The organism is Xanthomonas sp. NCPPB 3442, from assembly GCF_056725145.1.
This window is the reverse complement of sequence record NZ_CM161514.1, coordinates 3083019-3098439: the sequence shown is the minus strand read 5'-3', so window position 1 is coordinate 3098439 and position 15421 is coordinate 3083019. Positions and strand designations below refer to the sequence as shown.

Sequence of the window (15421 nt, the reverse complement as noted above, 5' to 3'; positions counted from 1 at the left end):
CCGGCGGTTCGCGTCATTTGCAACAGTCGGTGCGTGTGGTTGCGAAGCACGCACAGCGAGGTTCGCTTTGCATCGCTGCACTTCGTGTTGACGCGGGTGTCGCCAGCGCAAACAACTATGGTGAGACGGCTGCATCACATCGGTTTGCGATGCAGCGGGGAGTACCGCAGCTGTCTATTGTCCGATGCGCGCCAGCCGCCGCATCGATCGCGCTGTCTTGCACGTTAATGGGATGGATGTCATGAGGGAGTTACGCTGGAAGTCGTTTCTGGCGCGGCACCGGCGCTGGTTGCGCGTGACGCGGCGCACCGGCGTGGCTGGGCTGTTGTGGGCATGCATCATGCTGGGCTGGTCACTTGCAGTCGCACAGGAAGCGCCGATCGCCCAGCCCAACGCAATGATCGGCGAGCCGCTCTTCCGCGGCCTGGACCACCCGATGCCTCCCACCGCGGTGCCGTTTGCGCCCGGCGGACAACTGGCACGCATCTACGCGGCCGATGTCGCGCACGGGGCAGGGCAGGCGCCCGGCAACGATTTCTGGATCGACCGCCTGCTGGCCCGCGAGGGAACTGGCGGTGGTTTCGACGATCACAACGACTGGTTGTTTACCCGTGGCCGCGCCGCATACCTGAGCTATCACGCGCCAGATGCGCCGGGATTCGTCGGGCAGGTGGCGTATTGGCACTCCACCGATTACGACGCGCTGTTCCACATCCATGCCACGCTGGGCAAGCGTCATGTGCAATGGAAGGAGCGTGCGCAGCAGCGGCGGCAGACGCCGAGTTATTTCACGACGGTGTTCGAAGACGCCGGCGCCGGCGTGCGCATGCGGCTGGTCAAATACATCACCGAGCAGAACGTGGCGGTGGCCAGCGTGGTGCTGTCCAGCCTGGACGGTGCGGCGCATACGGTATCGCTGCAAGCAGTCTCGCCGATCGCCCCGCACGCAGACGGCAATGAGCTGACCGGTGCATTTGACGCGTACAACCACATCACGACGGTCTTCCCCCGCCTGTCCGGCGATGGCTTCCATGTCGAGGGGCAGCGTCTGGTGCGCGACATCGACATCCCCGCGAGCGGCGAAACCGCGCCAGTCAAGGTGCAGCTCGGCATGCTCACCCGCGAGTTGCCCGAAGCCCGCGCCGAGTACACGCGTATTGCCGCGCAAACGCCGCAGCAGGCCTACCAGCAGCACGTGGCCAGCTATAACCGCTGGTGGGTGGACAACCTGCCATACCTGGACACGCCCAACGAGAACATCAGCAAGAGCCTGTTCTATCGCTGGTGGGTACTGCGCTTCAACTTCCTCGATGCCAATGTGCCCGGCAACGATTACCAGTTCCCGGTCGCCATCGAGGGCGTGCTTGGCTACGACAACGCCATCGTGCTGACCGCCGGCATGTTCCTGGACGATCTGAAATACCTGCGCAATCCGCTGTATGCCTATGGCACCTGGCTCAGTGCGGGCGAAACCGCGGGCGGTGGCAAGTACACCGACAACCCTGGCTCGCCGGAGAACTGGTCCAATTCCTACGCGCAATACATCACGGCCGCAGCATGGCGGTCGATGCAGATTCACGGCGGGCCGGCGACGCTGGCGGGCAAGCTGGCACGCTATGGCAGCGGTGACGTGGACGGCGTGCTGGCGGCCTACGATCTCAACCACAATTGGCTGATCGAATACGACTGGGCGGCAATGACCGGCAACGATGCCGATGCGGTGTCGTTCGATTGGGCCGACCAGCACGGCCAGATCCGCATGGACCGCACCGAGAGCGCCTACGTGTACGCCAATGCGCAGGCAGCGGCGCAGGCGGCGACGCTCGCGGGCGATACGGCGACCGCACAGCGCATGCAGGCCACCGCGCGCCGCATTCGCAAGGCGGTGCTGGAGGTGTTGTGGCAGGATCGCAGCGATGCCCCCGACTCGGTCGGCCTGTACGGCGATCTGCTCAAGCATCGCCAGGCCGACGGGCCGCGGCTGGCGGTCGATTGGAAGGAAACCAACAACTACTATCCCTTCAGCGTGGGCTTGATGCCCAAGCAGGGCGATGCCGACTACGATCCCAAGTATGTGCGCGCGTTGCGGCTGTTTGCCGACGCGGCGCAATACCCGCTGTTTCCGTTCTACACCGCCAACCAGGTGGACATGCAGGCGCGCGGCAGCGGCGCCGATGTGGGCAGCAATAATTTTTCCACCATCAATGCCACCGTGGCGTTTCGTTTGTTCGGCTCGGCCTTGCGCGATTACCCCAGCCCGTATCTGAACGCGCAGAGCTATCGCAAATTGCTCTACTGGAACGCCTGGGCGCCCTTTATCAACGGCGACAACCGCTATCCGGACCAGAACGAATTCTGGGCCAAGGGCACTGCTGGCCGCGGTGGCAAGATCGGCTATCGCTCCTGGATCCACCATACCCAGCTGGGCGCGACCAACTTCAGCATGATCGAGGATGCAATGGGTTTTCGCCCGCGCAGCGACGACAAGATCGAGCTGTATCCGATCGATATCGGCTGGGACCATTTCGCCGCCGACAATCTGCGCTATCGCGACCGCAACCTGAGCATCGTCTGGGATCGTGATGGCAGCCACTACGGTGGCCGTGTGCCGAAGGGCTACAGCGTCTATCTCGATGGCCGCCTGGCGTTCTGCGTGGATCGGCTGGCACACGTGATCTACGACCCGGCCAGCGGGCAGGTCAGTGCCGCGCCGGATGCGGTCAATCGCAATGGCGCAGCGCAAGTGCTCCAAGCCCATCCCGCGGCACTGGCGTCGATGACGCAGGTACCGTTCGCTGCGGGCACGCGGGTGGCGCAGATCCTGGCCAAGGCCGGTGTGGATGTGACGCTGCCGCCAGCACATAGCCGCAACCTGGCGCAGGGGGCGCGTGTCAGCGCCAGTTTTGCCGCCGCCGGGTTGCCGGCAACGGCGGCGGTGGATGGCAGTACCGCCAGTACGCCGTTCTGGGGCACCGCGGGCTCGCCGTCGGCCAGCGACTGGATCGCGCTGGACCTGGGCGGCACGCGCACGCTGGATCAGGTGGTGCTGTACTTCTATCGCAGTTCCTCGCCGGGCGGGGATCAGAATGGCTTTCCGTCCGGGACGCGGCCTGGCTACGCGGCACCGTGGATCTACGCCGTGCAATACCGCGATGGCAGCGGTGTGTGGAAGAACGTTCCCGGGCAGGTACGCGATGCCACGATGGCGGAGGGCAATCGCAACCGGGTGCGCTTCCCGGCAATCCATGCGGCAGCGCTGCGCGTGGTGGTGACGCATGCCGGTACGGCGCGCACCGGCATCAAGGAAATCCAGCTGTTCGACAGCGGTTTGCCGGCACCTGCGTCCGTGGGCAACACGCCGCCGCAGGTACAGGCATGGCAGCTGGACACGCCTGGCGCCGATGTCGCGGTGGTGGTGCAAGGGCGCGTTGGCGATGACGGCTTGCCCAATGGCACGCTGCAGGTGCGCTGGCGCGTGCAGCAGGCGCCGGAAGGCGGCGATGCCGTGTTTGCCGATGCCGCTGCGCTGCAGACATCCGTGCGTTTCACCCGTGCCGGGCACTACATCTTGCGTCTGGCTGCGAACGATGGGGCGCTGATGGGGCATGCCGATGTACAGGTCAGCGCACCGGCCTCGCGCCCGCTGCAGAGCCTTCCATTGCAGGCCATGGCCGGTGTCAGTGCGCAACTCACCGGCATGCAGTACCGCGTGCAGGCCTTGAACGATGGGTTCATCCCGCAGGCAGGCAGCTTCCCCAGTGGCAGCCTGCGCTGGGGCAGCTATGGGCTCGACCAGCCGGCAACGGTGTGGTTGCAGTATCAGTGGCCGCGCCCGGTGCGGCTGTCCTCCAGTGCGCTCTACCTGTGGAACGACCAGCCCAACGGCGGAGTCGCCGCGCCTGCCGGCTGGAAGTTGCAGATGCTGCAGGACGGACGTTGGCAGGACATCGTCAGCAAGAGCGGCTACCCGATTGCGGCAGCGACGACCGGCGCGGCGAGCACCGCCAGCTTTGCGCCGGTGGTCACCACCGCGCTGCGCGTGGTGTTGACGACCCAGACCACCGCCAACGGACACGCCGCCATTGGGGTGGACGAATGGCAGGCGCTGTCCGAGCTGCCCAAACAGGTGGAGGCGATCCATCTGCGCACGGCCCCCGGGCAACTGCCGACGCTGCCGCAGGAGATCACCGCCTTCTTTGCCGATGGCAGTGTGCTGCCGGTGGCCGTGCAATGGTCCGAGCTTGCCGCCAGCCGCCTGGGCCGCGAAGGTGCAGTGGAACTGCAAGGCCTGGTCGAAGGTGCGATTCCCGTCAAGGCCACCATCTGGGTGCGCGCAACGCCACCGGGGCAGATCAATACCGTGCAGCCGTTGCCGACGGTGACCGCGGTGGTCGGGCATGCACCAACGTTACCGGGCTTCGTCACGGTGCAATACAACGACGGCTCGCGTGAACGCTTGCCGGTGCAATGGCCCACGTTGCAGCCCGCGCGTTACGCACAGCCCGGCGAACTCCAGCTCACCGGCATGGCGCAAGGGCGTGCACCCACCGGTAACGTGTCGGTGCCGCTGGGGGTGCAGATCAAGGCGGCCGCGCCATGACGCGTACGTTCTCACGGTCGCTGGTGCTGACGTGCGGGTTGTTGCTGGCTGCCGCTCCGGCCTGTGCCATGCAGCCGCCGCAGGGAACGTGGTTGCATGCGCCGGGCAATCCCATCCTCGCCGATGGCAGTGAATATTCCGCCGACCCTGCGCCGCTGGTGGCCGATGGCAAGCTGTACATCATTGCCGGCCGCGACACCGCGGCTCCCAATCTCAATGCGTTCGTCATGCCTGGCTGGCAACTGTTCGTCAGCAGCGATCCGGCCAGCGGCGACTGGATCCACTACCGCGATCTGCTGCGACCCCAGCAGGTCTTCGCCTGGGCAGACAAGCGCTATGCCTACGCGTCGCAGATCGTGCAGGGCCCGGATGGGCGCTATTACCTGTATGCACCAGTGCAGCAGCGCGATTCGCCCAATGCCGACCCATTCGCCATCGGCGTAGCGGTGGCCGACAGTCCGCTTGGCCCGTGGACCGATGCGCATCCGCAAGGTCCGGTGGTCTCGCAGTCGGTGCCGGGCCGCAACGATATCCAGAACATCGACCCGACCGTGATGGTCGACGATGACGGACGGGTGTATCTGTATTGGGGTACCTTCGGCGCGTTGTACGGTGTGGAGCTGCAGCGCGACATGGTCACTTTCAAGGGCACGCCGGTCCTGGTAGACACGCTGGACGGGTATTTCGAAGCGCCCTGGCTATTCAAGCGCAAGGGCACCTACTACCTGGCATATGCGGCCAACAACGCCGGACGTCTTTCGCCATGCACGCCCACGCTGTATCACGCCTGCATCGCCTACGCGAGCGCGCCCACTCCGCTAGGGCCATGGACGTACCGCGGCATCGTGTTGCCGCCGGTGTCCTCGACCACCTCGCATCCGGGCATCGTCGAATTTCAGCGGCAGTGGTATCTGGTGTATCACACCGCCGACACACAGGGCGGCGGGCATTTCCGCCGCAGCGTGGCGATCGACCGGCTGGAATGGGACGACAGCACGCAGCCGGCCAGCATCCGCACCGTGGTGCCGACACGGCGTCCAACGCCTCCCGCGCCGCCCATGCGCAATCAGGCGTCATCGGCCTACGCCACCGCGTCCAACGGTCCGGACATTCCGGTGCAGTACTGGATTGCCGCGCTCAACGACGGCGTGGTCAAGGCCAATCCATTGCCACCGGAGATGTGGGCCAGCTGGACGGACAACAATCCACCGCAGCAATGGCTGCAGTACAGCTGGGCGCAACCGATCACCGTGGACCGCACGCGCATCGTGTTCTGGGCCGACCACCCGGCCGGTGCCGACGTCGGCGTGGCACCGCCAGCGCGTTGGCATCTGGAATACCGGAACGCTGGGCGATGGCAGCCCGTGCAGCCGCGCGATGGGTATGGCACGCGTCCCGATCACGAAGAAGCGGTGTCGTTCGCGCCGGTGACAACGCGCTGCGTGCGTGTGGTCATGGACGCCTCTGGCAACGCGGCCAGCTATGCCGCGCTGGCAGTGCAGGAATGGGAAGTGCTGGCACCACAGCCACACCGCCTGCCCTCTGCCACGGCCGCTGACAGCCAGCGTTGCGATGCGCCGTGAAGCAGCCGACAAAGTGCCGCATGCGGCAGTCGAACGTTGGCTGACGGTGCGCAGGCAGTGGAGTGCACCGGTGGGGATGACACATCGGCTTTTGCGTACTGGCCGCGCGTGCCTTGCGAACGTGTCACAAGTGTTTCAGTCGCGCTGACGTGAATGACCACGCATGGCCAGGAGATGTGGCGCACGCGTGCAGCCGTCGCGTCTGCTCTACCCGACGGCCTGCCGCACCGTCCCTGGTGTGTGTCTGCGCAGCGATTGCAGTCAGCGGCCCAGCCATCGTCCATCAACGCCACGCTGTCTTCTCGAACCTTCGGTGAGGTCACAGGTGCCACACATCCCTTCCATGCGCTTACGCACCATCGCAATCTGGTGCGTGTCTCTCGCACTGGCGCACATCGTGCCGGTGACTGCGGCGCCACTCTCCGCTCCCACGCCGGCGCAGTACACGCAGGCCATGGGCTTGTCCGATCACTACGCCTCGCTGGTGGACCGGCAGCCTACGGCGCCGGTGTGGGTGGATGCCGGGCATTTTCTCTATCGGCGTGGAGTGGCGCGCAGCGCGCAGCAGCCGGCGATCGAATACCGCCTGGTGGAGGCGGCCAGTGGCCGCAACACACTGGCCTTCGATCACGCGCGGCTGGCCGCAGCATTGACGCAGGCCGGTGCCAAGGCGGTGGACGCAGCGCGACTGCAGCTTGACGAGCCCACCCTGGAACGGCAGCGCCTGAGTTTCCAGTTGGCGAAACTGGGCTGGCAATGCGATTTGCTGCGCTATCGCTGCGCGCACCTGCCCGAACGCGACCTGCCGGCCGAATCGATGGACATGCGCCTGCCGCTCAAGCAGGGCGAACGCCAGGCGAGGACATCGCCGGATGGCCGCTGGCGTGCCTGGGTGGAGCAGGGCAATCTGGTCATCGCGCCGGTTGGCAGTCACGAGCGCAGCGTGCTCAGCCACGACGGCAGCACGGATGACTACTACGCACTCGACAGCGTGGTGTGGTCGCCGGATTCGCAGCATCTGGCGGCATATCGGGTCAAGGCACCGCCGCCGCGCATGGTCTATTACATCGAGTCGGCGCCCACCGATCAGGTGCAGCCGAAGTTGCATCAGCAGGTCTACCCCAAGCCAGGCGATGCGTTGCCGGTGATGCAGCCGGTCTTGTTCGATCTCGCCACGCACGCAGCGCATCCGGTGGCGATGACCTTGCTGCCCAATGCCTTCACCTTGAGCGAAATGGTCTGGTGGAAGGACAGCCGCGGTTTCACCTTCGAATACAACGCACGCGGTCACCAGCTGTACCGGGTGATCGAGGTGGATGCACGCACAGCCGCCGCGCGCACGCTGATCGAAGAGACATCGCCCACCTTCATCGAATACTCCGAGCTCAGTGGCGAGCATGAGACCGGCGGCAAGCACGCGCGCCAGGATCTGGACGATGGCGCGCAGATCGTGTGGGCATCCGAGCGCGATGGCTGGGAGCATCTGTATCTGTACGACGGCCACAACGGCGAGGTGATCCGCCAGGTCACCCGTGGCGACTGGGTGGTGCGCAAGCTCGATCGCATCGACCAAGCAGCGGGGCAGGTGTATTTCACCGCCTCGGGTATGCAGCCCGGCGAGGACCCGTACTATCGCCATGCCTATCGCATCGGGCTGGATGGCCGCGGGCTTACCGCATTGACGCCGCTGGCTGCCGATCATGAGGTGCGCTATTCGCCGGATGGAACCTGGCTACTGGATCTTTACTCGCGCGTGGATCTGGGCCCGGTGCTGGAGTTGCGGCGCAGCGCAGATGGCAGCCTGGCACGCACGGTGGAGCGCACCGACCTGACCCGCCTGCTGGCGGCAGGGTGGCAGGCGCCACTGCCGTTTCACACCACCGGGCGCGACGGCAGGACCGAGATCTGGGGCGTCATCCATCGCCCGCAGCAGCTCGATCCGCAGCAGCGCTACCGGGTCGTCGAAGACATCTATGCCGGACCGCAGGGCTCGTTCGTTCCCAAGAGCTTTACCACCGCCACACCATCGCTCACCGGGATGGGGTTTGCGGTAGCGTCCATCGATGGCATGGGCACCAACAACCGCTCGCGCGCCTTCCACGATGTGGCCTGGCGCAACCTCAAGGACGCCGGGTTGCCGGATCGTATCGCCTGGCACAAGGCAGCCGCGGCGCACTACCCGTGGTACGACATCGGCGGCGGTGTCGGTGTGTACGGCACCTCGGCAGGCGGGCAGAACGCGTTGGGGGCGCTGCTGTTTCATCCGGAGTTCTATGTGGCGGGTGTGGCCAATTCCGGCTGCCATGACAACCGCATGGACAAGATCTGGTGGAACGAACAGTGGATGGGCTGGCCGGTCGGCCGGTGGTACGCCGCATCGTCGAACGTGGAGAACGCCGCGCGCCTGCAGGGGCATCTGTTGCTGGTCACCGGCGACATGGACATGAATGTCGACCCGGCCAGTACCTTCCAGGTGGCCGACCGCCTGATCAAGGCTGGCAAGGATTTCGATCTGCTGGTCGTGCCGGGCGGCGATCACGGTGCCGGTGGCGACTACGGCAGGCGCCGCCTGCTGGATTTCTTCCTGCGCTGGATGCAGCAGGCACCAACGCCGGAGTGGAATCGCAACGTCGCAGCGCCGGCCGCATCGGTGCGGTGATGCGCGCGCTGCCGGTCGCGTGCAGCGAGTTGACGTGCGCGGCACATCGGGCCCAATGCCCCCGTCCGCGCATCGATCGTTGTCAGCTTCATCTGCACTCCCATCGCCGCAAGCGGTGCCAATGCGTGCGGGCTCGAGCGCGCTCATGCCGCCACACGTGATCGTTCAGTTGCGAACCATGCTGTTTTCCGCATGCGCGTTCGCCAAATGCGACAAGACGTGGCGTCTGCGCACAGGCACATTGTGACCAGCTGATGAAAACTGGAGCGCATAAGCGCATCCAGTGTGGAATGCACCACCTTTCCGGTAACACGCGTTGCTGCGCGACTGTTCGGTCGCCTGCGTCGCACGTTGTCTGCGCCTCTGCAACACGACCGTGCCAGCGGTTTGTTGCAGAGTGCGTCTGCCATCTACGTCGCCCTGCGCCGCTGTACGCCGGCACGGGCAGGTATTGCCCACGGTTTGTCTTTCGTCACACTCAGGAGCCTTGCATGCCGATGTTGCCGTTGCCTCTGACCCGCACGACCAGCGCCACCACGCGGCCGTTGCCGAGCATGCTCACCATCGCGCTGTTGCTGGCGCTGTCGGCAGGTTCGGTTGCGCCGGTGGCTGCGCAGCAAGCTGCCGGTGGCGATGCGACGAAGACGCTGGACAGCGTGGTGGTCACCGGCTCGCGTTTGCGCCGGGTGGATACCGAGACCGCCAACCCGGTGGTTACCGTCAGCCAGGAGCAGATCGCTGCCACTGGCAAGGCGACCGTGGGCGATCTGTTGCAGGAACTGCCGTCCATCGCCGGCAATGCGACCAACCCGTATACCAACAACGGCGGCGGCACCGGCGCCTCGGCGATCTCGCTGCGCGGCCTGGGCGACAAGCGCACGCTGGTGCTGGTCAATGGTATCCGCCTGGCTTACAACGACGTCAACGCCATTCCTTCCAGCATGATCGAACGCATCGAGGTGCTCAGCGACGGTGCATCTGCGGTGTACGGCTCCGATGCGATCGGTGGCGTGGTCAACTTCATCCTGCGCTCGCGCTTTGATGGCGTGCAGTTCAGCAGCGACTTCGGCACCAGCAGCGAAGGCGATGGCAACCGCCGCAACTTCACCTTGACCGCCGGCAAGACCTGGGAGCGCGGCAGCCTGATCGGCGGCCTCTCGTATCACAACATCGATGCCGTCTCGGCAGCGGCGCGCGATTACTCCAAGGACGCGCTCGCGCTGACCAATGGTCAACCGGTGAAGCAGGGCTCCTCGGCCACGCCCACCGGCACGGTGAACTTCAACGATGGCTCGGATCAATCGCAGCTGCTCGCACAATCCAATGGTTGCGGGCGCGTCACCCTCAACAGCGGCGTCAGCGGGCGGGCGAGTCCTGGCGATTTCCACTGTTATAACGCTGCTGCAGATTCCTACAACTACCAGCCGTTCAACCTGTTGCAGACCCCGCAAAAACGCACGAATGCCTTCCTGCTGGGCACGTATCGCTTCAGCGACAGCGTCGAGGGCTACGTCAATACCTGGTTCAGTAAAACCGAATCGGCCTCGATCATTGCGCCGATTCCGATCTTTTCCAACGGCGACAACATCCTGGTGTCGGCGCAGAGCTATTACAACCCGTTCGGCGTCAATTTCGGCACCGATCGCACCACCGGCACCTCCTACAACGACCTCAATACGCGCGCCACCGTGTTGGGCAACCGCCGCTACCAATACAACACCTACAACTTCCAGATCAGCCCGGGTCTGCGCGGCCGTTTCGGCGACAGCTCCTGGCAGTGGGATGCCACGTTCAATTACGGCAAGGTCAAGCAGAAGTCGATCAACAACGGCTTTCTCGACTATGCCGCGTTCAATCAGGCCATCGGTCCCTCGTTTCTGGATAGCGATGGCGTGGTCAAGTGCGGCAGCGCGGGTGCAGCGATTGCCGGCTGTACGCCGTTGAATTTCTTCAACCTCAACGACAGCGCCAACCTGGCCACGTTGCAGGGCATGGTGGTCAACCCCATTGTCACCAGCGTGTACACGGTCAAGCAATTCGAAGCCAATGCCAACGGCACATTGTTCGAGTTGCCGGCGGGCGAGGCCAGTCTGGCGGCTGGCATTTCGTACCGCAAGGAACGCTCCACCACCGCCTCGGACCCGCTCTGGACCGGCGATGAAAACGGCCTGTGCGGGGTCATCGAATTCTGCTCGTCCAGCTTGAGCGGCAGTTTCGATGTCAAGGAGGCCTATGCCGAAGCGCTGTTCCCGCTGCTCAAGGATCTGCCCGGCATCAATGCGCTGAACATCACCGTGGGCACGCGCTTTTCCGACTACAGCTCGGTGGGCAGCAAGACCAATAGCAAGCTGTCGCTGGAATACCGCCCCGTCGAAAACCTGTTGTTGCGCGGCACCGTCTCGCAAGTGTTTCGCGCACCCAACATCAACGAGCTGTATGCCGGCGTGGCCGGCGACGCGGCCACCGTCAACGACCCGTGTAACGGCTACACCGGCGGCAACACGGTGGCCTGCGCCAATGTGCCCACCGATGGTAGCTACCAGCAATCGGACGGGCAGGTGTCGGGCAAGGTCTCCGGCGCGGCAGTCGCCGGCTACCAGCTCAAGCCGGAAACCGGTAAGTCCTACGACGTCGGATTTGTGTACGACCCGCAGTGGATCGACGGCCTGTCGTTGAGTGCGGACTGGTGGCGCATCGATCTGGAAGACACCATCACCACGGTGTCGGCGCAGACGGTGCTGAATCAATGCTTCGCCAACTCGGCCAGCGCGTTCTGCGCGTTGATCCATCGCAACGGCAACGGCACCATCAATTACATCGCCGAGCCCACCGTCAATCTGGGCAAGCTGTGGGCCAAGGGCATGGACTTCAACCTGACCTACCGCTTGCCTGCCATGGCATGGGGCAATGTCACCGCCGGCCTCAACGGCACCTATCTCACCCGTTACGACGTGTTGCCCGACACCACCGACCCCAGCTCGGTCACCATCCACAACGTAGGCCGCTACACCCAGGCCTACGGCAACTTCCCACGCTGGCGCGCACTGGGCACGGTCAGCTGGGCATTGGATGACTGGAGCGCCACCTGGCGCATCCGTTATGTGGGGCATACCGCCATCGGCAACTCGGATCCGGACCAGAGCCTGTCGGCCGATTCCAGCGAACCGACCGTGGTGCGCAATATCGGTGCCTACGTCTACAACAACCTGCAGCTTGGCTATAACGTCGAGCCATGGCATACGCGCTTTGAGGTCGGCGTGGACAACATCGCCAACAAGCAGCCGCCGCTGTACTACGCCAACAATGTGGGCAATGCGAACACCGACGTGGCCACTTACGATCTGCTCGGCCGCTTTTACTGGGCACGCGCGACGGTGAAGTTCTGAGTGCGCTGGTGTCTCGCTGCGCTGCGTGGCCGATTGCGGCCGGTTGTGCAGACGCCACGTCACGCCAGCATTGCCAGCGCAGCGGCGATCATGTTGTTGCGACCCTGCGCGCATGCCTGCGCGCCATCAGGAGCTAAGCTGATCCCATGGCGGAAGCACACCTAGGCGAATCGACCTGCAACCACACGCCGTCGTTGTCGCGGCGGCGCTTTCTGGCCTGGAGCAGCCTGGCGGTAGCCGCCGGCTTCCTGCGCTTTCCAGCCCAGGCCAGCGCTGCGCAACCGGGCAGCGTGCGCGCGGTGCCGCTTGCCCAGGTCAGGCTCACGCCGTCGCTGTTCCTGGATGCGCTGCACACCAACAGGCGCTATCTGATGCGGCTGCAGCCGGACCGGCTGTTGCACAACTTCGTGCTGTATGCCGGCCTCGACCCGAAGGCGCCAGCCTATGGCGGTTGGGAAGCGGACACCATCGCCGGGCATACGCTCGGCCACTATCTCAGTGCGCTGGCACTGATGCACGCACAAACTGGCGACGCGCAATGCCGCACGCGCGCAGCCTATATCGTCAGCGAACTGGCGCGCTGCCAGGCGCATGCCGGCGATGGCTACGTGGCCGGCTTTACGCGCAAGAACGCAGCCGGGCAGATCGAAAGCGGGCGCGCGGTCTTCGACGAGCTCAAACGCGGCAAGATCGACCCGGCACCGTTCTATCTCAACGGCAGCTGGGCACCGCTGTACACGTGGCACAAATTGTTCGCCGGCCTGCTCGACGTGCATGCGCATTGCGATAACGCGCAAGCGCTGCAGGTGGCGGTGAGCTTGGCTGGATACCTGCAAGGCATCTTCTCCGCGCTAGACGAGGCGCAATTGCAAAAAGTGCTGTCGTGCGAATTCGGCGGCCTCAACGAATCGTTCGTCGAACTGCATGTGCGAACCAATGATGCGCAATGGTTGGCGCTGGCGCAGCGCCTGCATCACCACGCCGTGCTCGACCCGTTGGTCGCCCAGCGCGACGAGCTGGCCCACCAGCATTCCAATACCAATATCCCCAAACTGATCGGCCTGGCGCGCGAGTACGAAGTCACCGGCGATGCCGCATCCGGTGCCGCAGCGCGCTTCTTCTGGCACACCGTCACCGACCACCACACCTATGTCATCGGTGGCAATGGCGATCGCGAATATTTCCAGCAGCCGGACAGCATTTCAAAGTTCCTCACCGAGCAGACCTGCGAGCATTGCGCCAGCTACAACATGCTCAAGCTCACCCGTCACCTGTATCAGTGGGGCCCGCAGGCTGAGTTGTTCGACTACTACGAGCGCACCTTGCTCAATCACGTGATGGCGCAGCAGCACCCACGCACCGGCATGTTTACGTATATGACGCCGTTGCTGGCCGGCGAAGCGCGTGGCTGGTCGTCGCCGTTCGATGATTTCTGGTGCTGCGTTGGTAGCGGCATGGAAGCGCACGCGCAATTCGGCGATTCCATCTACTGGCAGGACGGGCAGGGCGTCTACGTCAATTTGTATGTGCCCTCCATGGTGCACGATGCTGCCGGCCTGGACATGACTTTGCACAGCGCCTTGCCAGAGCAGGGCAGCGCCTCGCTGCGCATCGATGCCGCGCCGGCCGAGCAACGCACCCTCGCACTGCGCGTGCCAGGTTGGGCGCAACAGCCGCGCCTGCAACTCAATGGTCAGCCTGTCGATACCGCCGCCAGCGATGGCTATCTGCGCATCACGCGCGTCTGGCAGCGCGGCGACACCCTGAGCCTGGCGTTCGACATGCCGCTGCGCCTGGAAGCGACCTCGGACGATCCCGCCTGGGTCTCGGTGCTGCGCGGGCCGCTGGTGCTTGCCGTGGATCTGGGCGATGCCTCCAAGCCCTGGTCGGGCAAGACCCCGGCATTGATCGGGGGGCAGGACATCCTGCAACGCCTGCAACCGGTGCCGGGCAAGACAGCCTTCGTCTACAACGATGGCGTGCAGCAGTGGCAGTTGTCCCCGTTCTACGCCCAGTTCGACCGCCGCAGCGCGGTCTACCTGGAACACCGCGACGCCGCCGCATGGCAGCAACGCCAGACCGAACTGGCGGCAGTAGCGGCGGGGCAACACGCACTCGACACCCGCGCGCTCGATCGCATCGCGCTAGGCGATGAAGCCTCCGAGAAGGCGCATGCACTGCAGGGGGAAAATTCCAACCCGCTCAGCTACCGCCGCCGGCCCGGCCGCGACGTGCGTACTGGCGGCTTCATGGCCTTCATCCTGCGCAATACCGCCCAGGCCCGCATCCTGCGCCTGCGCTACTGGGGCGACGAAACCCGCCGCCGTTTCCGCCTCCTCGCCGACGGCGAACTCATCGCCAACGAACGCCTTGACGGCAACCGCGGCCTGGAGTTCGTCGACGTGGATTACGCCTTGCCTGCAGCGGTCGCCGGTCGCGACACCCTGCAGATTCGCATCGAACCGGAGACCGGTTATTCGGCAGGGCCTGCATTTGGGTGTTGGGTGTTGGCGTCGGCGTCGGCGTGAGCGCTGCAGCTAGCGCATCTTGAAAGTATGACGAGGTGTTCGCGCGACCTCTGCAGAGCGCATGGCACCACAGAGCGAAGAAACCGCGCCCGCACCTACGCGTAAGAACTCAAGCATGCACCATCAAGCCCCTCTCCCGGCGGGAGAGGGGTCGGGGTGAGGATACGGCGGCGAAGCCCCCTGTGCGGTTTCAGCAGTGCAGAAAGGCCGCATTACTCACTCGCGAGCTAATCCTCCGCCACCGTCACCACCAGTTCGCCATTACGCGCAGTGATCCGCAGCTTGCAGCCAACCGCAAACCCCAACCGTTCCAGCCACAGCCCGCGCAAGCGCACGCTGGGAATCCGTTGGCTGTGCGGCCGGACCGGCTCTGCATCGTAGAACGCATAGCCCACCGTGCAGCGCGTGGGCGCGCGTGCCTTGCGCGGTGGCCGCGGCGGCAGATCGTCCACGCGAGGCCTGTGGCGACGGTCGAAGGCGAGGTTGTCCGCATCGAACGTGGGCGACGGCACCAGCTGCATGGGCTGCGTGTCCTTTACCGGCGTGGCCGCCTGCCTCGCGGTAGCGGGGCGCTCGGCGGCGGGTTTGGATCGCTTGGTGGTTGAAGGTGGCGTCCGGCTCATCGCCTCACCTCCGCCAGCACCACGGAGCGACGACGCCCACCA

General features: G+C 64.9%; 6 protein-coding genes. 5 read left to right on the top strand and 1 reads right to left on the bottom strand.

Going from position 1 to position 15421, the window contains the following annotated elements; genetic code table 11:
• The first annotated feature begins 241 nt into the window (after positions 1–241).
• The 5 genes from AC1POX_RS13420 (at position 242) to AC1POX_RS13400 (ending at position 14756) form a co-directional block, all read left to right on the top strand.
• The gene (locus tag AC1POX_RS13420; protein WP_372356265.1) at positions 242–4600 is read left to right on the top strand and encodes an Ig-like domain-containing protein; all 4359 of its coding nucleotides are present in this window, start codon (positions 242–244) and stop codon (positions 4598–4600) included.
• Complete coding sequence (locus tag AC1POX_RS13415) at positions 4597–6183, top strand: family 43 glycosylhydrolase (protein ID WP_372356264.1); 1587 nt, start codon at positions 4597–4599, stop codon at positions 6181–6183. Before AC1POX_RS13420 ends, AC1POX_RS13415 begins: the two co-directional genes overlap by 4 nt.
• A 343-nt stretch (positions 6184–6526) precedes the next feature.
• The gene (locus AC1POX_RS13410; RefSeq protein ID WP_372356263.1) at positions 6527–8842 is read left to right on the top strand and encodes a S9 family peptidase; all 2316 of its coding nucleotides are present in this window, start codon (positions 6527–6529) and stop codon (positions 8840–8842) included.
• A gap of 491 nt (positions 8843–9333) precedes the next feature.
• Positions 9334–12228, top strand: a complete 2895-nt coding sequence (locus tag AC1POX_RS13405; protein ID WP_372356262.1) for a TonB-dependent receptor domain-containing protein — start codon at positions 9334–9336, stop codon at positions 12226–12228.
• 146 nt (positions 12229–12374) lie between these two features.
• Positions 12375–14756, top strand: a complete 2382-nt coding sequence (locus AC1POX_RS13400; protein ID WP_372356261.1) for a beta-L-arabinofuranosidase domain-containing protein — start codon at positions 12375–12377, stop codon at positions 14754–14756.
• 227 nt (positions 14757–14983) lie between these two features.
• Here AC1POX_RS13400 and AC1POX_RS13395 read toward each other — a convergent pair whose 3' ends face one another.
• Positions 14984–15379, bottom strand: a complete 396-nt coding sequence (locus AC1POX_RS13395) for a SymE family type I addiction module toxin (RefSeq protein ID WP_081029911.1) — start codon at positions 15377–15379, stop codon at positions 14984–14986.
• Positions 15380–15421: the final 42 nt, after the last annotated feature.

Coding starts and splice junctions, on each gene's coding strand:
- AC1POX_RS13420 (WP_372356265.1), top strand. CDS start 242: ATGAGGGAGTTACGCTGGAAGTCGTTTCTGGCGCGGCACCGGCGCTGG.
- AC1POX_RS13415 (WP_372356264.1), top strand. CDS start 4,597: ATGACGCGTACGTTCTCACGGTCGCTGGTGCTGACGTGCGGGTTGTTG.
- AC1POX_RS13410 (WP_372356263.1), top strand. CDS start 6,527: ATGCGCTTACGCACCATCGCAATCTGGTGCGTGTCTCTCGCACTGGCG.
- AC1POX_RS13405 (WP_372356262.1), top strand. CDS start 9,334: ATGCCGATGTTGCCGTTGCCTCTGACCCGCACGACCAGCGCCACCACG.
- AC1POX_RS13400 (WP_372356261.1), top strand. CDS start 12,375: ATGGCGGAAGCACACCTAGGCGAATCGACCTGCAACCACACGCCGTCG.
- AC1POX_RS13395 (WP_081029911.1), bottom strand. CDS start 15,379: ATGAGCCGGACGCCACCTTCAACCACCAAGCGATCCAAACCCGCCGCC.